The sequence below is a fragment of the Williamsia sp. genome, assembly GCF_036566845.1.
GTDB lineage: Bacteria > Actinomycetota > Actinomycetes > Mycobacteriales > Mycobacteriaceae > Williamsia.
This window is the reverse complement of sequence record NZ_DATCVM010000030.1, coordinates 58,155-80,288: the sequence shown is the minus strand read 5'-3', so window position 1 is coordinate 80,288 and position 22,134 is coordinate 58,155. Positions and strand designations below refer to the sequence as shown.

General features: G+C 65.6%; 21 protein-coding genes. 7 read left to right on the top strand and 14 right to left on the bottom strand.

The window, feature by feature from the left end; translation table 11 throughout:
* Window positions 1-84: 84 nt before the first annotated feature.
* The 4 genes from VIQ49_RS02400 to VIQ49_RS02385 form a co-directional block, all read right to left on the bottom strand.
* On the bottom strand, window positions 85-963 hold the full coding sequence (locus VIQ49_RS02400) for an alpha/beta hydrolase (protein WP_331880377.1): 879 nt from the start codon (window positions 961-963) through the stop codon (window positions 85-87).
* Window positions 964-1,265: 302 nt separating this feature from the next.
* Window positions 1,266-1,622, bottom strand: a complete 357-nt coding sequence (locus tag VIQ49_RS02395; protein ID WP_331880375.1) for a UBP-type zinc finger domain-containing protein — start codon at window positions 1,620-1,622, stop codon at window positions 1,266-1,268.
* A gap of 74 nt (window positions 1,623-1,696) precedes the next feature.
* A complete protein-coding gene (locus VIQ49_RS02390) occupies window positions 1,697-1,858 on the bottom strand; it encodes a hypothetical protein (RefSeq protein WP_331880373.1) in 162 nt (53 codons plus the stop codon).
* Between the two features lie 154 nt (window positions 1,859-2,012).
* Entirely contained in the window at window positions 2,013-4,175 is a 2,163-nt protein-coding gene (locus tag VIQ49_RS02385; protein ID WP_331880371.1) for an FUSC family protein, read from the bottom strand.
* A 157-nt stretch (window positions 4,176-4,332) separates the two neighbouring features.
* On the opposite strand from VIQ49_RS02385, the gene VIQ49_RS02380 reads away from it, so the two are divergent.
* On the top strand, window positions 4,333-4,542 hold the full coding sequence (locus VIQ49_RS02380; RefSeq protein ID WP_331880370.1) for a dodecin: 210 nt from the start codon (window positions 4,333-4,335) through the stop codon (window positions 4,540-4,542).
* 27 nt (window positions 4,543-4,569) lie between these two features.
* Here the strand turns inward: VIQ49_RS02380 and VIQ49_RS02375 are convergent, their stop codons facing one another.
* Both VIQ49_RS02375 and VIQ49_RS02370 read right to left on the bottom strand, forming a co-directional pair.
* Window positions 4,570-6,051, bottom strand: a complete 1,482-nt coding sequence (locus VIQ49_RS02375; RefSeq protein ID WP_331880419.1) for a SulP family inorganic anion transporter — start codon at window positions 6,049-6,051, stop codon at window positions 4,570-4,572.
* Between the two features lie 205 nt (window positions 6,052-6,256).
* A complete protein-coding gene (locus tag VIQ49_RS02370) occupies window positions 6,257-7,777 on the bottom strand; it encodes an amidohydrolase (protein WP_331880369.1) in 1,521 nt (506 codons plus the stop codon).
* 148 nt (window positions 7,778-7,925) lie between these two features.
* On the opposite strand from VIQ49_RS02370, the gene VIQ49_RS02365 reads away from it, so the two are divergent.
* Window positions 7,926-9,449: an acyl-CoA synthetase gene (locus VIQ49_RS02365; RefSeq protein WP_331880368.1), complete on the top strand. Its 1,524-nt coding sequence runs from the start codon at window positions 7,926-7,928 to the stop codon at window positions 9,447-9,449.
* A 16-nt stretch (window positions 9,450-9,465) separates the two neighbouring features.
* The gene (locus tag VIQ49_RS02360) at window positions 9,466-9,951 is read left to right on the top strand and encodes a PPOX class F420-dependent oxidoreductase (RefSeq protein WP_331880367.1); all 486 of its coding nucleotides are present in this window, start codon (window positions 9,466-9,468) and stop codon (window positions 9,949-9,951) included.
* On the opposite strand, the gene VIQ49_RS02355 is transcribed toward VIQ49_RS02360, so the two are convergent.
* The 3 genes from VIQ49_RS02355 to VIQ49_RS02345 are packed head-to-tail and all read right to left on the bottom strand — an operon-like array spanning window position 9,939 to window position 12,404.
* Complete coding sequence (locus VIQ49_RS02355; protein WP_331880366.1) at window positions 9,939-10,691, bottom strand: DUF429 domain-containing protein; 753 nt, start codon at window positions 10,689-10,691, stop codon at window positions 9,939-9,941. The genes VIQ49_RS02360 and VIQ49_RS02355 overlap by 13 nt on opposite strands.
* Before the next feature lie 6 nt (window positions 10,692-10,697).
* The gene (locus tag VIQ49_RS02350; RefSeq protein ID WP_331880365.1) at window positions 10,698-11,099 is read right to left on the bottom strand and encodes a carboxymuconolactone decarboxylase family protein; all 402 of its coding nucleotides are present in this window, start codon (window positions 11,097-11,099) and stop codon (window positions 10,698-10,700) included.
* A gap of 60 nt (window positions 11,100-11,159) precedes the next feature.
* Window positions 11,160-12,404 carry a citrate synthase gene (locus tag VIQ49_RS02345; protein WP_331880364.1) on the bottom strand — a complete coding sequence of 415 codons (1,245 nt, stop codon included), beginning with the start codon at window positions 12,402-12,404 and terminating at the stop codon, window positions 11,160-11,162.
* Window positions 12,405-12,503: 99 nt separating this feature from the next.
* On the opposite strand from VIQ49_RS02345, the gene VIQ49_RS02340 reads away from it, so the two are divergent.
* Window positions 12,504-13,628, top strand: a complete 1,125-nt coding sequence (locus VIQ49_RS02340; protein ID WP_331880363.1) for a citrate/2-methylcitrate synthase — start codon at window positions 12,504-12,506, stop codon at window positions 13,626-13,628.
* 57 nt (window positions 13,629-13,685) lie between these two features.
* Here the strand turns inward: VIQ49_RS02340 and VIQ49_RS02335 are convergent, their stop codons facing one another.
* The 3 genes from VIQ49_RS02335 to VIQ49_RS02325 form a co-directional block, all read right to left on the bottom strand.
* Window positions 13,686-14,120: a DoxX family protein gene (locus VIQ49_RS02335; RefSeq protein ID WP_331880361.1), complete on the bottom strand. Its 435-nt coding sequence runs from the start codon at window positions 14,118-14,120 to the stop codon at window positions 13,686-13,688.
* A gap of 260 nt (window positions 14,121-14,380) precedes the next feature.
* Window positions 14,381-15,340 (bottom strand): esterase/lipase family protein, encoded by a 960-nt coding sequence (locus VIQ49_RS02330; protein ID WP_331880359.1) that lies wholly within the window; start codon window positions 15,338-15,340, stop codon window positions 14,381-14,383.
* 113 nt (window positions 15,341-15,453) lie between these two features.
* The gene (locus VIQ49_RS02325; RefSeq protein ID WP_331880358.1) at window positions 15,454-15,831 is read right to left on the bottom strand and encodes a helix-turn-helix domain-containing protein; all 378 of its coding nucleotides are present in this window, start codon (window positions 15,829-15,831) and stop codon (window positions 15,454-15,456) included.
* A 112-nt stretch (window positions 15,832-15,943) separates the two neighbouring features.
* On the opposite strand from VIQ49_RS02325, the gene VIQ49_RS02320 reads away from it, so the two are divergent.
* Both VIQ49_RS02320 and VIQ49_RS02315 read left to right on the top strand, forming a co-directional pair.
* A complete protein-coding gene (locus VIQ49_RS02320; protein ID WP_331880356.1) occupies window positions 15,944-16,801 on the top strand; it encodes an SDR family oxidoreductase in 858 nt (285 codons plus the stop codon).
* Window positions 16,802-16,885: 84 nt separating this feature from the next.
* Window positions 16,886-17,533 (top strand): dihydrofolate reductase family protein, encoded by a 648-nt coding sequence (locus VIQ49_RS02315; protein ID WP_331880417.1) that lies wholly within the window; start codon window positions 16,886-16,888, stop codon window positions 17,531-17,533.
* A 4-nt stretch (window positions 17,534-17,537) separates the two neighbouring features.
* Here VIQ49_RS02315 and VIQ49_RS02310 read toward each other — a convergent pair whose 3' ends face one another.
* Together VIQ49_RS02310 and VIQ49_RS02305 are read right to left on the bottom strand one after the other, a co-directional pair.
* Window positions 17,538-18,284 carry a hypothetical protein gene (locus tag VIQ49_RS02310; RefSeq protein ID WP_331880355.1) on the bottom strand — a complete coding sequence of 249 codons (747 nt, stop codon included), beginning with the start codon at window positions 18,282-18,284 and terminating at the stop codon, window positions 17,538-17,540.
* On the bottom strand, window positions 18,281-21,181 hold the full coding sequence (locus VIQ49_RS02305) for a DEAD/DEAH box helicase (protein ID WP_331880354.1): 2,901 nt from the start codon (window positions 21,179-21,181) through the stop codon (window positions 18,281-18,283). The genes VIQ49_RS02310 and VIQ49_RS02305 overlap by 4 nt, the downstream gene beginning before the upstream one ends.
* 93 nt (window positions 21,182-21,274) lie before the next feature.
* Between VIQ49_RS02305 and VIQ49_RS02300 the strand changes: the two genes are divergently transcribed.
* Window positions 21,275-22,027, top strand: coding sequence for an isocitrate lyase/phosphoenolpyruvate mutase family protein (locus VIQ49_RS02300; protein WP_331880353.1), 753 nt, complete (start codon window positions 21,275-21,277; stop codon window positions 22,025-22,027).
* Window positions 22,028-22,134 lie beyond the last annotated feature (107 nt).

Genomic DNA, 22,134 nt, shown 5'->3' with positions numbered 1-22,134 from the left:
GGCGGCAGAGACGCAGCAAAAAATGTGAAAACGCAAAGCCGTCAAAGAGTATCGCGAATCGGCCGGGCGGCCGGTCCGACAGGCTCAGACCAGAGTGTCCCCGACGATCCGGGCAAGCTCCAGCGGCGCATCGCTTTGCACCGAATGTCCGGCGCCGTCGACGGTGAAGACCAACAGATCGGGGCGATGCCGGCGCAAGGTGTCCACGTCCTCGTCGGCGACAAACGGGGAGAGTCCACCGCGGATCAGGGTGAGGGGAGTGTCGCTGTCGGACAGGTCTTTCCACAGGGGTTCGGGATCGATGGACTTGCGGAACCGGTCGTAGCGCCAGCGCCAGCGCCCGTTCTCGGTCTGTCGGGTGTTGTGGATGACGCCGCGCCGGATCGACGATTTGGGACGGTTCGGCGCCGCGGCGGCGGTGAGCTCGATCAGTTCGTCGAGGTCGTCGAAGGTGTCCGGGCCGCCGACCAAGGCGACGGTGCCGCGCTCCTTCTTGCTGAGATTCTCTACTCTCTTGGGTGATTCCGGACTGACGTCGACGAGAATTGCCCGCCTGATCAACCCCGGATGGCGCGCGGTCGCCGAGATCGTGGTGAGTCCGCCGAGTGACATCCCGACCACCAGTTCGGCGTCGGGTGCGAGTTCGCGGATCACCGGGCCCACCGCTTCGGCGTTGAGATGTGGTCGGTAGTCGCCGTCGTCACGCCACTGCGAATGGCCATGACCCGGCAGGTCGATGGCCAGCGCAGGTACCCCGAGTGCCAGCAGGACGCTGTCCCAGGTGTGGGCGTTCTGTCCGCCGCCATGGAGGAACACCACTCGTGGCGGTTTGTCGGTCCACCGCAGGGCGCTGACAGTCCGGCCGTCGACCACCGTGTCGATCCGGGTCACCGACGGAAGCGGATCGAGTTCCAGGCCAAGTTCTTCGGCGTTCTCGGGCAGCAGGTCGAACTCAGTGGGCATCGTTGTCCTCTTCCGGTCTGGTCTGTCGAGAAGACTACGGACCGGACCGCGACGACAAAGCCCTTTCACTCGCCGCGAACTGAACCCCTCCACAGATCCTCCGCAGACCCTCCCCGCCGTCCACCGTGCCGTTGCCGGCCGTCGACCGTGCCGTTGCAGGCCGCCGACCGTGCCTTTCTGGTCGCCGAGCGGGCCTTGGGTTTCAGAGACGTTCAGCACGTTGTGCGACAAAGGCCCAGTCCGCGGCTACAAGGGCGCGCTCGGCGGAAACGATGGCCCGGTCGACGGTTGGGTCGGTCGGGTCAGGTGGTGCGGCCTCGCAGTTGTTCCATCCAGTCGAAGGGAAGCCGATCGGACGGGCCGGGTGTTGATTGTTCGGCGGGATGGGAGCGTGGCGAAGCCAGTTCCGGGCCGTCGTAGTAGTCGTTGGTGGAGTAGTCCCAGAACCAGTCTTCGCCCGGTTCGAAGGACTGGATGATCGGATGCCCGGACTGTGCGGCGTGTGCCGATGCGTGCCGTGAGAGGGAGTCGTCGCAGCACCCGACGTGGCCACACGCGGCGCAGCGACGCAGGTGAAACCACCAGCCACCGGTGTTGTCGCAGTCGAGGCAACCGGGGCCACTCGGCGGCACCGCAGGGTCGATGGATGGGGTCGTCATGAAATCCATCCAAGACCAGCTTCATCGATCGTGCATGCCGTGTGCCGAAATCGGCTCTCCGGTAGAGGATTTGATCAAGCGTTGATCGGCTGGTCTGCGCGACGGGTCAGCATCTCGAGTTCGGTCTGGGTACGGCTGGAGGTCGGCCGGCGAACGGCATCAAGGGGCGCGTACGGCGAGGTGTGGTTCTGGTACGCCGCAATCAATCCGGCCACCAGGGCCGGTCCTAAGATCACCAAAAGTTCCATGGCAGTAACTATCCGTTCAAAAACTTTCTGCCAACAGTGGCAGAATTGACAGTCTTGGCAAAATTTCTGCCAACGACTGTTCGAGTGGAGATTGTGCTGGTCAGGACAGTGTTGCCGCAATGAGCCGGTCAGGGCAACCGAATTATTGCGGACGCGTCGAGCGCATCAGTTCGAGCTCACCGAGGAAGGCCGCGGCGGCCACGAGTGGCCGTGCCTCGTCGATTCCCAGGCCGTTCTTCGTGTAGTCCGTGCGGAGTGCGGCAACTGTCGCTGCGGAGATGCTGCCTGGATGGTGGGCCGTGTTCTCGTCGACGGTGTCGACGGCGACCCTGGCTGCGTGGATGTCGATCATCGTGCACAGATTGGGCGCGGTGACGGCCGGATCCGCGGTGGGCGTCAGGTCGGCGATGGAGTCTGCGACGAGACGCAGCCGATTGGCGCGGACGATGGCTCGCACCACCGGCATTCGGCGATCGACAGCCAACCCGGATTCCGAAAGATACTGCCGTGCAGCATCATCGGAGGCGCGATAGGCGCGCAGGCTTTCGGTGCGCAACTCGTCGAGCTCGGCGTCGACGTCCTGTGTCGCGCCCGTGGTCAGCCTCGCCGCGGCGGCTCTCACATAGCGGCCGTGGACGGCGATGGCGTAATTGATGGCGGTGTGAGCCGCGGCCGCGACACCGCGCGGCCACATCACGATTGCCGCCACCACCGCGACAGCGCATCCGATCGCGACGTCTTCCACCCGGATCAGCCCGATCTTCCAGCCGGAGGGACTCAGCACGTTGAACAGGGCCACCACCAACACGGTGAATGCCGCTTGACCGGCGGCAAAGGAGATGACCGACGGGATGTAGGCGGCTCCGAACGTCGCTATGGGCAGCACGATCCACAGAGCGGTGTGGTCGGTGCCGACGACCGCGATGATGAGTGCACCCACAAAGAATCCGACCGCGGTGCCAAGAACCGCGCGCATCACATTCGCCCCCGTGGTCAGGGCACTGGTGCGAAGGACCGACATGGCTCCCAGAACCACCCAGAAGCCGTGCTGCACAGGCACAACCTGGATCAGGGCCACCGCGGCGGCCAGCCCGACACCGGTGCGCAGCGCGTTGCGGGTGGTCACCGAGTTCCTGATCACCGTCGACGACATCGACATCCGCGTCGCCGCGAACTCCGGGAGCACCAGATCTGCCACACCGGTGGGAAGCAACTGTCGTCCGAGGATCTTCTGCAACGCCGGGCGTGCATCGGCGGCCGAGGCCCATGCCACGGTTCGCCCGACCAGTTCGATGGTGCTGCAGATCGTCCGGACCTCGAGAAGACCCATGCCTCCGAACTCGGCGTCGGCGTCACTCGGATCGGCGAGGATGGCGTCGAGACCGGTGCCGAACTGGGGGCGCATCACCAATCGCAGATCGGACACGGCCTCCTGCAGCGCACGGCGATCCGTCGCCTGCTGCCCCGGACTGTCGTTCGCGAGAACAACGTCGGAGAGCCGCAGCACGCGCACCGAATGCGCACGTAAGTCGTCGGGAAGCTGCACGTCCCGCCGACTCACCTGGGACGTCAGCCAGTCGAGGTCGTCGACGACCCGGAGGATCGCCCGACTCCCTGCGGTGAGACCGGAGGGGCGGGTGTCGGAGCCGAGATAGACCTGGCGCAGCCGGTCCATCAGTCCGGCGACATCGCCCGCGGAGGCCGCCGTCCTTCCGGCGCGCGCGGCTGATTCCAGGTGGTCCGCCAGTCCACCGCAGACGGCGCGAGCGCGGTGTCGTAGTTCGTTGTGGTGCCGTGGCGGCAGAAGATACAGAGCCGCCGGAATGCTGAACGCGAGGGCAATGGTCCAGCCGATCAGCCGATCCGACAGCGGGCCGGCGGGGGAGGACACGGGCAGGACGAACAGGAGCAGCGCCGCCCGCTGAGCGGCAGAGAAGCTGGCACTGAGAATCGCGGCGTATGTCACCGCGACACCCACCACGAGCATCGACGCAGCGGCGAGCCAACCGGGTTCGGACGTCAGGGTGGCGACGACGATGAAGACGTAGCCCACCACTCCCAAGGCGATGTAGCTGACTGCGCGCCGGTCTCGACCGCCCGGGAGATCGGCGAGTGCCAGCAGTGCAAACGAACCGAAGATGGTGAACAGCGGAGTCTGGGAACCACCGATATGGAGGGCGACAGCCGCGGCCGCCGGGACCACGATCGCCGGGCGGATCGCGCGCCGCAGTGCGTCGAATCCGGGGTCCCGTCTGCCCACCGCGGTGATGATCGTTGTCTGGAACCGGCGGACGGGCGTGTCCATTTCGGAATCCTAGCCCGATGCGCTCGCTCGCGCGAAACCGATCGTCGCGGATGTTTCGTGAACGCCTCGGCGGCTGCGCCTGATCAGTACCGTTGGCGGTGTGAAGGATTGAAGACGACGAACATCTCCGCCCGAAAACAGAGAATCGAGGATCGGAATGAGTGAGAACGTCTATCGCGTCACCGAGATAGTGGGGACGTCGCTGTCGAGTTCCGACGACGCCATCAAGAAGGCGATCGCGCGCGCCAACCAATCATTGCGCCACATCGATTGGTTCGAGGTGGTCGATACCCGTGGCCATGTCGAGAACGGTGAGATCGCCCATTTCCAGGTGACTTTGAAGATCGGCTTCAAAATCGAGGAATGACCGGGGCCGACGCGGGAGCGCTCGGTGTCAGTGTCCGGCGCCGAGTTGTCCGGAAAGGCGTTCGAGCCGCTGCAGACTCGCGCCGGTGAGTCCGACGATGGTCGCGTCCTTGCCGCGGTCGCGGTACTTCCGCAGGATCGCGTCCAGGGCGGCGACCGTCGATGCGTCCCAGATGTCCGCCGCGGTGAGATCGATGACCACGGTGCCGGGATCGCCGGCGTAGTCGAACTGGTAGACCAGGTCGTTGCTCGATGCGAAGAACAGCTGACCCGTGACGCGATAGCGCCGGACTTCTACGCCATCCGACGTGGTCTCGGTGGTGGCCTCGACTCCGGTCAGGTGGGCGACGCGGCGTGCGAAGAGCACCATCGCGGTCAGCACTCCCAAGACCACGCCGATCGCCAGGTTGCTGGTCGCCACGGTCGCCGCCACGGTCACCAGCATCACCAGCGTTTCCGGGAACGGCATCAGCCGCAACGTTCGCGGCGTGATGCTGTGCCAGTCGAACGTGCCCACCGACACCATGATCATCACGGCCACCAGTGCGGCCATCGGGATGATGCCGACGATGTCGCCCAGGACCACCACGAGAATCAGCAGGAATCCGCCGGCGAGGAACGTGGACAGGCGGGTACGGGCCCCGGACTGCTTGACGTTGATCATCGTCTGGCCGATCATTGCGCAACCGCCCATACCGCCGAAGAATCCGGTGACGATGTTGGCCACACCCTGCCCCCAGCTCTCGCGGGTCTTGTCCGAGTGGGTGTCGGTGATGTCGTCGACGAGTTTGGCCGTCATCAACGATTCCATCAACCCGACCAGGGCCATGGCCAGCGCGTAGGGCGCGATCACCGACAGGGTGTGCCAGGTCCACGGCACGTCGGGTAGTAGCAGTGATGGCAACGAATCAGGCAGGGCGCCTTCGTCTTCGACAGTCGGCACATTCCAGCTGAACGACACCACGACGACGGTCAGCACCACGATCGCGACCAACGGCGATGGGACGACCGACGACAGGCGTGGCAGGAAGACGATGATGGCGAGGCCGGCCGCCACCAGCGGATAGACCAGCCAGGGGATGTCGTCACCGAACAGCTGCGGCAACTGGGCGCTGAAGATCAGGATGGCGAGCGCGTTGACGAAGCCGGTCATGACGCTGCGTGGGATGAATCGCATCAGCTTGGCGATGCCGGCCAGGCTCAGCACGATCTGCAGCAGTCCCGCGAGGATGACGGTGGCCAACAGATAGTCGAGGCCGTATTCGTCGACCACCGGTGCGACCACGAGAGCCACGGCGCCGGTAGCCGCCGAGATCATCGCCGGCCGCCCGCCGACCACCGCAATGGTCACGGCCATCGTGAATGACGCGAACAGACCGACCCGCGGATCGACGCCGGCGATGATGGAGAACGAGATCGCTTCCGGGATCAGCGCGAGTGCGACCACGAGGCCGGCAAGGATCTCTTTGCGCAGCTGAACCGGAGAGCGGAGCAGTGAGCGGACCGTCATCGGCGGTGTCTGTGAATGGATGGTCTTGGCTGCGCTCGGCAAGGGTTCACCTTCTGGTCCTGTGGCCTGGTCCTACGGCGCGGGCGGTGCGGTGCGGTTCAGGACTCCACGAATGTCACCCGAGGTCACAAGCCGTCGGACTGTACGAAACTACCGACCGGACCAGCGCGTTGCCAAGTCGGACGAGCCGAGTTCCCGACGTGGATCACATCGTCAGATGCGTGATGCGGCCTGCGGTGATGGTCGCTGCGACACCGAGGTTCCGGAGGGTCCGGGCAGCCTCGGCGTTGGTGTCGGCCGGACCCAGCGGATCCTCGTCCAGCAGCACCACATCACCCCGGTTGCCGGCCGCGATGGTCGGCTGCTCGTCGGTACTCGCCGCCAGAGCCTCCGCGGGTGTGATTGATTCACCCGGATTCCACGGATCGTCGCCGTGATGGCCACGGTGGACTGCCGCGGCCATCGCCAGGCGAGGATCCAGGACCGACACCGGTGCATCGGACCCCAGGACCAGCCGGACTCCGCCGTCGAGCATCGACCGCAGGGCAAAGCAGCGATCGGCGCGGTCCGGCCAACATTGCATGGTCACGTCGCGGTCATCGAGGAGGTGGGCCGGTTGCACACTCGCCCGCAGCCCCAACGCCGCCATCCTGGCGATGTCCTCGAGGCGGATCAGTTGAGCGTGCTCGATGCTGCCGCGGGCGCCGGTGGCCTCGAAAGCGCCCAGGGCTTGATCCACAGCGGCGTCGCCGATGGCGTGCAAAGCGATGCGCAGGCCGGCCGCTGTTCCACGTGAAACCAGGTCGATCAGCTCGGCGTGATCGTAGATTTGTTGTCCCCGTGGATATTCGAGATCATCAGCGTCAGCGTACGCCTGACAGCAGGCGGCGGTGCGGGTATTGAGGGAGCCGTCGGAGAAGATCTTCAACGGACCCATCGTCAGCAGTCGGGTGCTCTCCATCAACCGGTCCCCGGTCCGCAGCCCGGTGGCGATGACCTCGTCGAGCGTGGTGACATACGTGACCGGACGAACCCGCAGCTGATCGATCCCGGCGTCGAACCGCTGCGGCCATTCACGATGTCCGGGGGCCATCTCGAAGTCGACGATGCCCACGACGCCCCGCGCGGCGGCTTCCTTGACCGCGCCGCGGACCAGGGTCTCGGTCTCGTGGGAGGCGGCCGACAGCTGGGCGATCGCCGGTTGCACGTCGAACCACTCGACTTCGCGGAGTGGTGAATCTCGCGGCGGAATCCCGAGCAGCGCAAGTGCTTTGCTGTTGAGCCAGCCGGTGTGCACGTCTCCACTGGAGAGGATGACCGGATGATGGCCGCTCACCGCGTCGAGTTCGGAGACAGTGGGCTGGACGGGCCACGTAGCGGTCCGGAAGCCGAAACCGAGGAGCGCGCCGCCTTGCCAGGGCCCGGGTGACGCCTGGACATGGTCCGCGATGATCCTGGTCACGTCGGCCGGGCAGGTGGCTGCGGAGACGTCGATGCGCGCTCTGGTCTGCGCCCACATCGTCATGTGCACGTGCTGATCCCACAGGCCCGGAATCGCCCACCGGCCATCGGCGTCGACCACCTTGTCGTCGGGACCCGGCTGTAGACCCGGCGCGACCTCCGCGACCACGCCGTCGACGATCCGGATGTCCACGGGTGACTCGGTCGCTACCGGCGTGCGGACCGGCACGAGGCGTGCGCGGTGGATGAAGGTCGACGGGGCCACGGTTCATCACTTTCCAGTAGGCGGGACCGCGGCGCAATGCGGCGGTCCTCCGAGGGTCAACAGTGTGTCGGTGACCAGGCGCGTTGCGGGTGCGGTGGGCTGGTCGATCTGGATCGTTCGATACTTGGACGTCCTATAAAGTCGGGGCATGATCGCCAGCCCCCGTCTCAGTACCGTCGACGGAATTCTGCGCCGGACCGCAGCGCGGTTCCCCGACCGGACCGCGCTGCGTTTCGCCGACCGTGCCTGGACCTATGCGGAGCTGGACGAAGCCGTGACCAGGGCCGCAGTCCACCTGAGGTCACTGGGGCTTTCCGCCGGAGATCGGGTTGCGGCCTACGGCACCAACTCGGATGCCTACGTGATCGGCTTTCTGGCCTGCGCCCGCGGTGGACTCATCCACGTCCCGGTGAACTACGCGCTGAAGGAAGGCGAGTTGTCCTACCTCGTCGGGCAGTCGGGCAGCCGGGCCGTGCTGGTGGACCCGAAGTTGCGCGCGAACCTCGCACCCGTCGCCGATGCGCTCGGCATCGACCAGGTCATCAGCCTCCGTGACGAAGACGGCTCGCTGGTCGACCTCGCCGGATCCGGGGATGTCCCGGAGATCGACTGGGACGGCGCCGACACCGACCTCGTGCAGCTCCTCTACACATCAGGGACCACATCAAAGCCCAAGGGCGCCATGATGACCCACAGTGCGATGGTGCACGAATACGTGTCCTCGGTGATCGCACTCGATCTCCACGAGAGCGACAACCCGCTCATCGCGATGCCGCTGTACCACTCGGCCGGAATGCACGTCTTCATGCTTCCGTCGTTGTCGGTCGGGGCGACCATCAGCCTGATCGAGACGCCGGACATCCCGGAGATCTTGCGCCGCATCGAAGCCGAGAAGATCGGATCGCTGTTCCTCGCGCCGACCGTCTGGGTCCCGCTGGCCGGGCATCCCGATCTCGAGACCAGGGACCTGTCGTCGCTGCGCAAGGCGCAATACGGGGCGTCGATCATGCCGGTGACCGTGCTGAACCGTCTGCGCGAGCGATACCCGGACATCAAGTTCTACAACTGTTTCGGGCAATCCGAGATCGGCCCGCTGGCCGCTGTCCTGGGCCCCGACGACCACGCCGACCGGCCCGCATCCTGCGGCAAGGCGGTGTTCTTCGTCCAGACCCGCGTGGTCGACACCGAGGGCAACGACGTCCCCGACGGCACGGCCGGCGAGGTTCTCTACCGTTCACCCCAACTGTGCCAAGGCTATTGGGAGAATCCGGAAGCCACCGAAGGAGCATTCCGCGATGGCTGGTTCCACTCCGGTGACCTGGTCACCCGGGACCAGCAGGGCTTTCTCACGGTGGTCGATCGCATCAAGGACGTCATCAACACCGGCGGGATCCTGGTGGCATCGCGTGAGGTCGAGGACGCGATCTACACCCACCCCGGCGTCGCCGAGGTTGCGGTGATCGGTACCCCCGACGAGAAGTGGATCGAGGCGGTCACCGCCGTCGTGGTGCTGCGGCCCGACGCCGGTGAGGTCGCTCCGGAGACCTTGATCGCACATGTGAAGGAACAGATCGCGCCGTTCAAGGTGCCGAAACGTGTTGTGTTCGTGGACGAATTGCCGCGGAACCAGAGCGGAAAGCTCCTCAAGCGCGAGCTGCGGTCCGCGATTTAGGGCGTAGGGTGGCCCCATGGCACGCACAGTCGCAACCACCACCGACGTCGATCTCGCCGCACTCCTCGACTTCATTCGCCCGCGGCACAAGATGCTGCTCAGCACGAACCGGTCCGACGGAACGCCGCAACTGTCCCCGGTCAGCGGCGGTGTCGATGAGCAGGGCCGCATCGTGATCGCCACCTACCCGGGGCGAGCCAAGACGGCCAACCTCAAACGGAATCCGTCGGCGAGCGTCTGCGTGTTGTCGGATGAGTGGAATGCCGCGTGGGTACAGGTGGACGGCACGGCCGAAGTGCTGGACATGCCAGAGGCCGAAGACGCATTGGTCGACTATTTCCGCAGCGTCGCCGGCGAGCATTCCGACTGGGACGAGTACCGGGCCGCGATGAAACTGCAGAACAAGTCCCTCATCCGCATCACGCCGACGCGGTGGGGTCCGCTGGCCACCGGTGGGTTCCCCGTCGACATCGCAGCCCGCCTGGACGCTCAGGACAACTGAGTCACCAGCGCATCGAGCGGTGCGTCCGGGACGTGAATCCAGCCCTCGCGCCGGGCGATCTCGGTGTGCTCGGCATCGGGTGTCACGGTCAGGTTCAGTTCGGCTGCCCGCGCGATCAGCGCGGTGATCACGGCGTCGAACGCGTCGTCGCTGGTGGTGCAGACGGTTCGGAAGGTCCCGAAGTCCAGCCAGGGAGCCTGGGTCTGAAGCTCATCGACGAGTTCGGCGAGCGTCGCCAGTTGCGGACGCCCTTTGTACCTCCGGTGCCGGAAGCCCCAGATCTTCAGGGCCGCCGCGGGATACGCCTCCACGGCGGTGCCGTTGACCCGGCTCACATCGAAGCCGGGGCCATCGAGGTGCGCCAGTAGTCGGATTGCGCGCAGCGCCACGTAGGCGATGCGATCGGCCGATACGCTCAGTGGGATCAAACCTGTTGTCGCACGCACCCATTCATCGGTACGGCGGGCGACGAACCGGGTCACGCCGGCATCTGTGAACGCCGACCGCTCGTGGGGGACATCGCCGCGGTGATGTGCGGACACCACATCGACAAACGAATCGGGCCAGCCGAACGGGGCATCGATACCCACCTTGTCGGCGCCGGGCGCAGCGGCGAGTATGTCCGCGTCGGTGACGAGCGTCTGCACGTCAGTGACCGCAGCGCCGGTGGCGGACCACTCGAGGATGGCCATCGCCGTCCGATTCGGTTGTGACGCAAGGTCGATCCCCAGAGTCCGCATCGGCGATCAGTCGGTGGGTGTGGCGTCGAAGACCTCTTGGACCACGGCCATCGCCGACAACGCCGCCGGCGCCCCGCAGTATCCGCTGCAATGGATCACGGCCTCGGTGATCTCCGTGCGGGACAACCCGTTCTTCAACGCGCCGCGGACATGTCCGGCCAGCTCGCCGTGTGCTCGCAGGGCGGTCAGCAACCCGATGTTCAGCAGGCTGCGGTCGCGGCGTTCGAGACCCGGTCGTGACCAGATCCCGCCCCAGACGAGGTCGGTGACGGCCGTCTGGATCGCCTCGGATTCGGTGCCGCTGGTGCGGGAGAGGGCCCGGTCGACGAACTCATCGCCCATCACGTCCCGGCGGATTTGCATGCCTGGTTCGAACCGGGAGCCTTCGTTGGCGTCGGGCGTGGTCATGGTGCGCTCCTTGCGAGGTCGACCGGGATGTGGCGCAGCCAATCCTGCCATGCGCGGCCGTCATGGCCGGATACCCACGTACACCCCCTCGGGACGGAAGCGCAGCCGCGGTTCGTTGTACTCCTCGATGGCATGCGCCACCCAGCCGGCGATGCGGGACAGAGCGAAGATGGTCTCGGCGGCATCCGGACCCATGTCGTAGCGCAGCGCCAGCGCGGCGAGTGCCATGTCGGAGTTCATGAATCCGACACCCGACCGGGCAAGGAGCGGCTTCAGTCCGTTGATGGTCGGCACGACCTTGCGATTGCCCCCGGACGCGCTCGCGAGCGCGGTGAGCAGTGTGTCGCTGCGTGGGTCGCGTTCCCGGTAGACCACGTGTCCGCAGCCCGGAACCGCACCTGATGCATTGATCTCCATCGAGATCGCTGCTCCCGGGTCGGTGGTGGCATCGTGAAGGAAACGGTGGGCGAGCGTGGCGGCACCGCCGTGGAGAGAACCGTCGAGGGCCCCGAGACCGGAGGTGACCACGGAGTAGATGCTGCCGCGGGAACTGGCGGCAACCCGCGCGGCCACCGTGCTCGCGGTGAGGTCGTGGTCGGCGAGCAACACCAGTGCCATGTTCAGCAGCCGAATCCGTTGCCGGGTAGGGGGTATGGGGGTCAATCGGGGCCAGAGCCGCGCTGCGAAGGAGGAATCCAGCGGGGGTTTGTCGGACAGCAGTGGAAGTGCGACGACACTGTTCGCGAGTATGCCCGCGGCGCCGGCACAGATCGCGTCCGGTGAGCGCTGGTGGCGGGACGCATCGCGTGAACCCAGTACGTCGACGACCATCTTGATGGTGTCCACACCCCGTCCGGTCGGTGGCTGCAGTGCGGAGATCTGCCGGAAGACCTTGGCGGGCAGCGGTTTCACATCCCAGGTGGTGCGGTGGTCCCACAGCAGTTCCGCAACGGTTTCGAATCGGGTGCCGCCTGCCAGGACGGTGGCATCCTGGCCCCGGTAGTACAGGTGATCGTTTTCGAGAAGTGTTATCTGCGTTCGTATCCTCTCGACAACTCCGGCAGGCGGACGCTTGGATGACCGCCGCGCGACCGCATCCACCTCATCGACCGCGAACAGACTTCCGCTGACGCCGTCGATGCGTGCGCTGGTCAGGGTTCCGCGACTGGCATAGGCGTAGACCGTCTGGGTCTTGACGCCCAGGACCCGGGCCACCTGCGCGGTGGTCAGATAGTCGCGGCCGTCGTGGCGCAACGGGGTGGGCCATCGCCGTCTGTGGTCGCCGCGGCGGATCTGCGCTGTCATCGTCGGACCTCCATGTTGATTCGATCAACATTGACACCGGTCAATGCTGAGCCGAATGTAGCTGTACCAGAAGAACACAAAAGAAGATCGGAGACATCGATGTCTGTCATTGTTGCGCCACCCGGATTGAGTAACGTCGTTGTGACCGATACCCGGGTCGGTGACGTCCGCGGTGACGAAGGCTTCTACCAATATCGTCAGTATTCGGCGATCGAACTCGCTCGGACGATGTCGTTCGAGAAGGTCTGGTACCTGTTTGTGTACGGGGAACTTCCCGATGCGTCGGAACTCGCCGAGTTCGTGACCCTCACCCGATCGTTGAGGGCGATTCCGGACGAGCTGGGATCGCTGCTGCGGACCGTGGCTCTCGCGGGGCCCGAGCGGCAACTACTGGCCGGTCTGCGCACCGTGTTGTCGGCGTTCGCGGCAACCCGCCAGATCACGCCGATGTGGGATGCAGGCCCGGACCAGCGCATCGCGGACTCTCTGGCGGTCTCGGCGGTGACGCCCACGATCTTGTCCGCGCTGTTCCGAATTCGAGCCGGTGAGGATCCGGTGGATCCGCGTGATGATCTCTCGGTCGCCGAGAACTGGTTGTACAGCCTGACGGGCGTCGAGCCGGCGGCGGAGCAGGCCCGGGCGGTGGAGCAGTACATGATCGCGACCATCGACCACGGTTTCAATGCGTCGACGTTCACCGGTCGGGTGATCGCCTCCACGGGAGCCGATGTGATCTCGGCCGTCTGCGGTGCCATCGGTGCCTTCTCCGGGCCGCTTCACGGTGGGGCGCCGGATCGTGCACTCGACGCGCTGGACGAGATCCGTGAGAACGGCGACGCAAAAGATTGGGCCCGAGTACAACTCGCGCAACGCAGCCGGATCATGGGATTCGGTCACGCCGTGTACCGGACGCGCGATCCCCGGTCAGAAATGCTGCGCGACATCGCATTGTCGCTCGGTGGACCACTTGTCGACTTCGCGGTGGAGGTCGAGAACGACGTCGTCTCGGTGCTGGCGGAGGCGTACCCAGACAGGAATCTCTACGCCAATGTGGAGTTCTACGCCGGCGTGGTCATGGACCGCTGCGGTGTACCTCGGCAGATGTTCACACCGACCTTTGCCGTGAGCCGAGTGGTCGGCTGGTGTGCGAACATCCTGGAGCAGGCCGAGGATCGCAAGATCATCAGGCCGATCGCCCGCTACGTGGGGCCGCCGGTGGCCTGATCCGTCGACCGTGCCCTTCCGGCCATCGACCGTGCCCTTGCAACCTCGAGAGTGCCGTCATCGTTGGGTGAACGGCATGATGGAACGAACGGTATTGCTGCGCAACCATAGTCCGAGCCACACGAGGGCGCCGAAGACCACAGGAAGCAATGCGCCGGCGGCGAACTCGGTCTCGTTGACGATCTGGGCCGTGGCCGCGCCGCCGAGATATCCGGTCAGGAGAACGGATCCGAGAATCGCGGTCCGTGGAAACAAGTACAGCGCAAGGCATCCGAGCAGTATCAGGCCCATCGCAAGGATGTCGCCATCGGTGAGGCCGAGGTCGTACGACGCGTCTTTCACACCCTGGGGCATCGCCAGATGTGACACCGCGTCGAACAGTAAGAAGATCGATACGAGCCCGGTGACAACCCAGCCGGCGATCTCCATGCGGCGGTTGGCAGTTGGAGCGTCGGACGTTGTGGACACGGGACGTGTGGTGTTGGTGGCCATGATGTTCTCCTTGTTCGGTGGTGTGTGAAAAGAGACCACCACGGTCGGAGAAAGTCATCGGACGTCATGTAGCGGCAGGTCAGGGGGCACCGAGTAGAGGCCCACTCGGTCGTGACAAGAACACGGTCGGCGGTGACACGAGCCCGGTCAGTGGGGCGGGGGAGCCGGCTCGATGGCGACAAAGGCCCGGTCGACGGCGTACAGAGCCCGCTCGGCGGTGGGGGTTGTGAGGGTTGTGGCGCGGGCGTGGCTAGGAGGGGCTAGGAGGCGCCGGTGAAGGGTGCGGCGAACCAGCAGCCGACGGGCTGCTGGTTCGCCGGGTCGAGGGCGTTGAGGACAAATGTGGCCGCGCGGCGTGATCCGGCCAGACCGGCGTGTTCGGTGTAGTCCTGTGAACACCCGTCCTGGACAACGATGTTGGTGGAGTTGGCGGCGATCAGCTTACCGCTGGTGTACGGAACGATGAGTTCGTCGAAGCGGGTCATGATGTTGGTGTAGGTGATGTCGGGGTCGAGGATGCCGTCGGACTGGAGCGTGCGGATCATATCCGAACCCTTGGACATCTGAAGGCAGGCGCCGCACAGTGACCCGACGAGTTGTTCCTGAAACCCGCCCAGTCCCAATGCTTTTGCGTAGTCCGCGATTTCGCTGGAGGCGGCAACGTTGGTGCCGTTCCACAGCGGTGCCAGTGAGATGTACTTGTCGACCTTGCCGGCTCCGCCGAGGTATTTGATCCAGTACGTCGGCATCAATGTGCCCTGCGAATGGCTGACGATGTCGATCTTCTCGGCTCCGGTGGACGCCAGGACACGGTCGGCGAAGGTGGCGAGCTCCGCGGCACTGTTCTCGATGCGGTCCAGTCCGCCGATCGCGCTGAGCGGCCATGGAACGCCGTCCAGGGCCCCGTAGTCGATCGCGAAGACGCAGTAGCCGTTGTTGGCAAGTAACGGAACGTATGTGCCCCAGTTCGTCTGCGCGCCACCACCGGTGCCATGAACCAGGACCACCGGCCGCGGATGTTCGGCTGATGGTTTGCAGTTCCAGTCGTTGCTGCCGGGTAGCGATCCGCCGGGGTTCGAGAGTTCGCCCGGGATGCCGGAGAGGAAGTTGTAGGTCACCGGCAGCGGATCCTTGGCTACCGCCGGACCTGCGCCCAGCGCCGTGAGCAGTCCGAACATCAGGGCGACGATCAGTGTCCCGATCACGCGTGCCTGTTGCATCCCGACCTGCCATTCATTCGCCTGAGCGCTGATGGATGAAAACTAGCCGTAAGTCGACTTGCGGGCACGCGTATTCAACAACTGACAATCTGTCGTTACCAGATCGGCTCTGATCAGCGATGGTCGTACTTCGATTGCGCGTCGAGGACTGCCGGCATGTTCGTCTGAACGAGGTCGATCAAGCCCCGCAATTGGTCGGCGACCTGCCGTCCGAGCGGGGTGAGGTTGTACTCCACCTTGGGTGGGATCGCCTCGAGCACCGTGCGGACGATCATGCCGTCGCGCTCGAGGTTCTGAAGTGTCTGTGACAGCATCTTCTCGCTGACACCGTCGACGCGCCGGCGTAGTGCATTGAATCGGTAGTTGCTCTCGCCGAGCGCGATCAGCACCAGGCTGCCCCAGCGTCCGGTGACGGTCTGCAACGCCCCGCGCGAGCTGCAGTCGCGCGCGAACACGTCCGCCTCGAGTGAGTCATTGCTGATTTCGGTCACACCCCCACGATAACGCAGGACTGACCTGCTCGGTTACCTCACGTATTGCACTAACCAATAGTTAGTGCATACTGGTGGGAAAGCACGACCAGTCGATGAGATGGAGCAGAACATGACAACAGCAGTGACCGGAGCAACAGGACAATTGGGCGCCCACGTCGTCGCCGAACTCCTCGAACGGGGTGTGGCACCGTCTGAGATCGTCGCCGTGGTGCGCAACGCCGACAAGGCCGCCGATCTCGCGGCGAAGGGCGTGCAGGTCCGCGTAGCCGACTACTCCGATCCGGCTGCCCTCCGGGCCGCACTCGACGGCGTGGACAAGCTGCTCCTGATCTCCGGCTCTGAGGTCGGCAAGCGGATTCCGCAGCATGCGAATGTGATCGAGGCCGCTGAACTCGCCGGAGTGCAGCTGATCGCGTACACCAGCCTCCTCAACGCCGCTACCAGCGGAGTTGCACTTGCTCCCGAACACGTCGCCACCGAAGAGCGGCTGGCAGCGTCGTCCGTCCAGGCGGTCCTCCTCCGCAACGGCTGGTACTGGGAGAACTACTTGGATGCGATCGGGCCGGCTGTCGAATCCGGCACGCTCTACGGCGCAGCGGGCGAAGGCCGGATCGCAGCAGCGACCCGTGCCGACTACGCCGCCGCAGCAGCAGCCGTCCTGACCTTCGAGGGCCAAGGTGGCAAGATCTACGAGCTCGGCGGCAATGACCGCATCACCTACGCGGAGTTCGCCGAGGTGATCAGCGACGTGGCCGGCAAGCCCGTGGCATACCAGGATCTCCCGGAAGCCGACTATGCGGCAGCGCTGGCCGGGGCCGGTGTGCCCGAAGCCTTCGCCGCGGTTCTGGCCGGCGTGGACAGGGGCATCGCCCGTGGCGAACTCGACACCGATTCCGGTGACCTGCAGAAGCTGATCGGTCGACCCTCCACACCGGTTGCCGAGGCCATCAAACCCGCCCTCGGGTAGTCGCCCCCGGGATCGATGAGTTCGGCCGACGCTCACAGTCTGTCCTCTGTACTGTTCGCACAGGCAGATGAAGGGTGGACGATGATGGCGCAGCTGGCCAGGGTTCAGAGTTTCGGCGTGTCGCAAGACGGTGTCGGGGCGGGTGAGAACCAGAGCACGGACCAGCCGTTCGGAGACGGCGTCGATCCGGCCGATCTGCACGGGTGGCGCTTCGGCACCGCCAGTTGGCCCGGTCGCGCCGACTCCGGGGGCAACCGGGGCCTCGACGACTACCTGATGCACGACTACGACCGCAACATCGGCGCCGAGATCATGGGCCGCAACAAGTTCGGACCGGTGCGGGGGCCGTGGCCGGACCACGAGTGGCAGGGATGGTGGGGCGAGGATCCGCCCTTCCACACCCCGGTGTTCGTGCTGACCCATCACGAACGTCCGTCGTTGACGCTCGGCGACACCACCTTTCACTTCATCGATGCCTCCCCGGCCGAGGCTCTGGCCGAGGCCAGGGCGGCCGCGGACGGCAAAGATGTCCGGATCGGGGGCGGGGTGAGCACCGTGCGCGAGTTTCTCGACGCCGACCTCATCGACACGATGCACGTCGCGGTGTCACCGATCACGTTCGGGAAGGGCCTGCGACTGTGGAACTCTCCGCAAGACCTGGAAGACCGGTTCTTCATCGACACTCTGCCCAGCCTGAGCGGAGTCACCCACCATCTGCTCTGGCGGCGCTAGTGCATCAGCGCACGATCCGCGCGTACAACTCGGCCAGTTCGTCGACCGCCTGAGCCACGTCCATCGCAGCGGCACCTGACCGGCGCAGCGCCGCAGACAGTTCGGTGGTGTCGAGTTCGGAGAGGACGTCGATCTGCGGCGGGTGGGGGAGCGCCGGCATCTGCCGCCCGTCGCCGTAGAAGTCGACCTCGGTCATCGCCTGCGGCGGTGCGGCGCTGTGGGGCTCCGCGCCGCCGGGCTCGTCGCGCAGATGTGCGAGCAGCACCGCCAGATCGGCGCCCATCACCGTGAGCAACGTCGAGGGTTCCTTGTCGATGGCGGCCGCGATCTCATAACTGACGGCGAGCAGGTGAATGCAGCGGTCGGCGTCGTCGGGGCAGTTGCAGTCGACGCGGATATCAGACGCCTCAGTCGGGATCACCAGGGATCCAAGGATTTCGGGTTGGCGACCGCGTGTGACGGCCACCAGGTCGTCGGTCTTGCCCTGCTGCCGCAGCAGCGAGAGGACCGTTGCCGGGTCGGCGGGTCCGGTGGTGATCGTCACCTCGAACGGATCGAGCTGGCTGCCCTGGACCAGGGCCTTGACCTGCCCTGATCGCACCACGAGATCGATCACGACCCGGTCGCGAAAGTAGCTGCGGGCCTTGGTGATCTTGCGCGCCTCTGCGGTGGATTCCACGGCCAGCAGGAAGGCCTTGGACCACGGCGTCAGACCGTAGCCGCGCTGGGGTGGCTTGGTTTTTCGGCTCATTCGCCCACCGCCTCGTCGCCCAGGCGCATCAGATCGTAGAGTTCGTCATCAGCGGTGTTCGCGAGCCAACTCTCACCAGTGGACACGGTCAGTTCGGACAACTCCCGTTTGTCGGCGATGAGTTGGTCGATCCGTTCTTCGAGGGTGCCGACGCAGACGAACTTGCGGACCTCGACCCGCCGCTGCTGGCCGATCCGGTACACGCGGTCGGTGGCCTGGTTCTCGACCGCGGGGTTCCACCAACGATCCAGATGCACAACATGATTGGCCGAGGTCAGGTTCAGTCCGGTACCGCCGGCCTTCAACGACGCCAGCATGATCGCCGGGCCATCGGGGTCGGAGAACTCTGCGACCATCGTGTCGCGCGCCTGGCGGCCGAGGCCGCCGTGCAGGAACGAGAACTGCTGGCCGATCCGATCGGAGAGCCATGGCTGCAGCATCGTCCCGAATGCGGTGAACTGGGTGAAGACCAGAGCGCGTTCACCGTCGGCGACGATGTTCTCGAGGATGTCCGCGAGGAGTTCGATCTTCCCCGACCGGTGCTCGTTGCGGCGCATGATCGGCGAACCGTCGCCGAGATAGTGCGCCGGGTGGTTGCAGATCTGCTTGAGCCGTGTGAGTGCGGCGAAAACGGTTCTGCGGCGCTCACTTCCGGCCTCTTTGGTCTCGCCCCTGCCCAATGCCTCCATCAGGTCGTCGATGACCGCGCGATACAGCCCGGCCTGCTCGATGGTGAGGTTGGCGCGGACGGTGAGCTCCGCCTTCTCCGGCAGGTCGGAGATCACGGTCGGATCTGTCTTGACCCGGCGCAGGATGAACGGTGAGGTGATCGCGCTCAGGCGCTGCACCGCTCGCGGATCACGTTCACGTTCAATGGCCTCGGCATAGCGGGCCTTGAAGGTTGATGCCGTGCCAAGCAGTCCGGGATTGACCAGATCGATCACCGATCGCAGATCCTCCAGCCGGTTCTCGACGGGGGTGCCGGTCAACGCGATGCGATGGCGGGCCGGCATCGACCGAACCGCCTTGGATTGTGCGGTGGCAACATTCTTGATGTGCTGGGCCTCATCGACGACCAGTCGGTCCCAGCTGATGGTGCTCAACAGTTTTCGATCGCGGGACGCGATGGCGAACGTGGTGATGACAACGTCGGACGCCGCTGCGGCGGTGACGAACGGCGCCCCGGAGAGCCGGCCCGGGCCGTGATGGATCAACACCGACAGGTGCGGGGCGAACCGGGCGATCTCCCGTTCCCAGTTGCCGACCACCGACATCGGGCAGACCAGAAGTGTTGTACCCCGTCTTTCCGCTTCGCCTTGGCTGGTCTCCAGTTCACCGCAGATCAGCGCCAGGACCTGAATCGTCTTGCCCAGCCCCATGTCGTCGGCGAGGACCGCACCGATCCGCAACGAGCTCAGATGGCGCAGCCACTCCATGCCGCGGTGCTGGTAGGGACGCAGCTCGGCCCGTAGGGATTCGGGCGCCGAGAGGATCGGCGGTGCCATGCGTCCGCGACGTTTGATCTCGTCGAGCCACGACAGACCCTCGACCCGGCTGACCGGAACGGGAAGTCTGTCGTCGCCGTCGGTCATCAGGCCGAACAGCTCGCCCATGTCGGCGGGTTGACCGGATTCGGCCAAGGCCTTCTGCGCCTGGATGAATGCGGCCGTGCGGGACAGTGCGGCATTGTCGGCCCGCACCCACTTGCCCCGGACCTTCACCAGGTCGCCCTTTTGACGTGCCAGGGCATCCAGTTCGGCGGCGTTGAGGACGTCTTCGCCGAGCGCCAATTGCCATTGGAAGTTCCGGATCTCGTCGAATCCGACCACCACCGATCGCTGCGGTGTGCCACCCTCCTGCTTGCCCCGCAACGTCAGCGTCGGGCGGACGTGCGCGATCGAGCGAGGCAGCAACACCTCATATCCGGCCTCGGACAGGGCGCCGACCCCGGTATCGAGAAGTTCGAGAACCACCTCGGTCGAGAGAAGGAAGTCGAGCGAATAGTCATCGTGGCGAGCAATTTTCAATGCAGGGAAGGCCCGGACCGCACCGGCGACCTCGGTGGTGACCTGATCGATCTCGTGCGCGTCGAGCCGTCGTAGCTCCACAGGTTCGTCGGGACGATCGACGGTGCGGCGGCACACCTGCAACCGCCACCGGGTCGGTTCGCCCTCGTTCTCCTCATCGCCCTCGTCGGGTTCGTTGAGGCGCAACACCAGAGCTGATTCGCCGAGCCGGAGTCCGTCGGCCCACTGCGCCCAGGCCGACGCCGCCGCAGTCGCCTTGTCTGCGGACATCGGCGGTGCATCGGCGTCAGGCAACAGCGTCCGGACAAACGACGACCGAACAGCGGCAGGTGTGATGTCGCGGCAACTGGTTCGGCACAGGTGGTCGGTCAACTCCCCGCAGAAGTCCATGATCGCGTCGGTGTCACCGTTGTCGAGGACCACCGGAGGAGCCGCCGCGATCGCCGTCGACAACCAGGTGCGCCAGGTGGTGGTGGCCAGAGGCGCCCAGCGGACTGCCCATTCACCGGCCACCCGGCTGACCGCCGGGGTGATCGCGCCGGACCGGACAAATCGCTCGGTCGAATCCAACAGGTAACGGTAGTAGCGTAATTCGCCACCGACGACGTCGTCGGGTTTGATGGCCTCGAGCAGTTCACACGCGGCCGCCGGCCCGAGCGTCACCGAGGCGATGTCGCGACGGTCATCGGCACCGGGGCCGGCCACCGTGATGGTGCGCCGCAGCGACCGGCCTCCGACCACCGAATCGAGGGCGGGCGGCAATCCGTCGGGCACATGTTCGGTGCACGCCCGGCCATCGGCATCGGTGAACCACAGCGACAGGCCGACCCCACCGCGCCAGAGCGCGTGGGCCGCCGCCGATCGAGTCACCTGACCATGGTGGCACGCTGATGAGACAGGCCCGGCCGCACGGATCTGTCAAGGTCCGGAATGTTGGCGACGAGCGGCGTAGTTGTAGAGGGCATGACGGGACTCTCAAGCAAGGCCTCAACTCTCCTCGAACTCCACCAACCCGGAAATCCGGTGATCCTGCCGACGGTGTGGGACGCCTGGTCGGCCAACCTGGCGGTATCCGCGGGGTTCACCGCGCTGACCGTGGGCAGCCACCCGGTGTCCGATTCGATCGGCAAACCCGACAACGAGGGCATCACCTTCACCGAACTGACCACTCGCATCAAACAGATCACCGACGCCGTCGACGTGCCGATCTCCGTCGACATCGAAGCCGGATACGGCGAAGACCCCAAACGGCTGATCGACGGACTGATCTCGGCCGGAGCGGTCGGCCTCAACATCGAGGACACCGTGCACAGCGAGGGCGGCCGGTTGCGGGAGGCCCAAGAACATGCCGACTTCGTGGCGGCGCTGCGCGCGGCCTCCGATGCCACCGACGTCCACGTGGTGATCAACGCCCGGACCGATCTGTTCCTCAAACAGGTCGGCGACGAGGCAGACCGCGTGGACCGGGCGATCGCCCGGTTGAAACTGACCGCCGAGGCCGGTGCCGACGTGCTCTATCCGGTGGGATTCCACGAGGATGCCGTACAGAAGCGGCTGACCGACGAGTTGCCGTTGCCGGTCAACGCCATCGGCCACCCGGTCAACAACACCAAGGCCGCCTTCGCCGCACTCGGGGTTGCCCGCGTCAGCTTCGGCCCCATCTTCCAGATGGTTCTGGCCGAGCGGGCCGCCGAAGTTCTCGCACCCTGGAGGTAGCACCACCCACCCCGCCGACCGGGCCTCTACCTCCGTCGACCGGGCCTCTCGACCCGTCGGCCGGGCCGTAGCGACCATCGACGGGGCCGTACTCCGCGATCGTGCGG

Bases quoted from the DNA above. Each gene is read 5' to 3' on its own strand.
- VIQ49_RS02345 (WP_331880364.1), bottom strand. From the start codon at position 12,404: ATGACAGCGCAGATCCGCCGCGGCGACCACAGACGGCGATGGCCCACC.
- VIQ49_RS02330 (WP_331880359.1), bottom strand. From the start codon at position 15,340: ATGCAACAGGCACGCGTGATCGGGACACTGATCGTCGCCCTGATGTTC.
- VIQ49_RS02335 (WP_331880361.1), bottom strand. From the start codon at position 14,120: ATGGCCACCAACACCACACGTCCCGTGTCCACAACGTCCGACGCTCCA.
- VIQ49_RS02300 (WP_331880353.1), top strand. From the start codon at position 21,275: ATGACGGGACTCTCAAGCAAGGCCTCAACTCTCCTCGAACTCCACCAA.
- VIQ49_RS02310 (WP_331880355.1), bottom strand. From the start codon at position 18,284: ATGAGCCGAAAAACCAAGCCACCCCAGCGCGGCTACGGTCTGACGCCG.
- VIQ49_RS02350 (WP_331880365.1), bottom strand. From the start codon at position 11,099: ATGACCACGCCCGACGCCAACGAAGGCTCCCGGTTCGAACCAGGCATG.
- VIQ49_RS02375 (WP_331880419.1), bottom strand. From the start codon at position 6,051: ATGACGGTCCGCTCACTGCTCCGCTCTCCGGTTCAGCTGCGCAAAGAG.
- VIQ49_RS02395 (WP_331880375.1), bottom strand. From the start codon at position 1,622: ATGACGACCCCATCCATCGACCCTGCGGTGCCGCCGAGTGGCCCCGGT.
- VIQ49_RS02320 (WP_331880356.1), top strand. From the start codon at position 15,944: ATGACAACAGCAGTGACCGGAGCAACAGGACAATTGGGCGCCCACGTC.
- VIQ49_RS02380 (WP_331880370.1), top strand. From the start codon at position 4,333: ATGAGTGAGAACGTCTATCGCGTCACCGAGATAGTGGGGACGTCGCTG.
- VIQ49_RS02355 (WP_331880366.1), bottom strand. From the start codon at position 10,691: ATGCGGACTCTGGGGATCGACCTTGCGTCACAACCGAATCGGACGGCG.
- VIQ49_RS02360 (WP_331880367.1), top strand. From the start codon at position 9,466: ATGGCACGCACAGTCGCAACCACCACCGACGTCGATCTCGCCGCACTC.
- VIQ49_RS02365 (WP_331880368.1), top strand. From the start codon at position 7,926: ATGATCGCCAGCCCCCGTCTCAGTACCGTCGACGGAATTCTGCGCCGG.
- VIQ49_RS02340 (WP_331880363.1), top strand. From the start codon at position 12,504: ATGTCTGTCATTGTTGCGCCACCCGGATTGAGTAACGTCGTTGTGACC.
- VIQ49_RS02315 (WP_331880417.1), top strand. From the start codon at position 16,886: ATGGCGCAGCTGGCCAGGGTTCAGAGTTTCGGCGTGTCGCAAGACGGT.
- VIQ49_RS02385 (WP_331880371.1), bottom strand. From the start codon at position 4,175: ATGGACACGCCCGTCCGCCGGTTCCAGACAACGATCATCACCGCGGTG.
- VIQ49_RS02400 (WP_331880377.1), bottom strand. From the start codon at position 963: ATGCCCACTGAGTTCGACCTGCTGCCCGAGAACGCCGAAGAACTTGGC.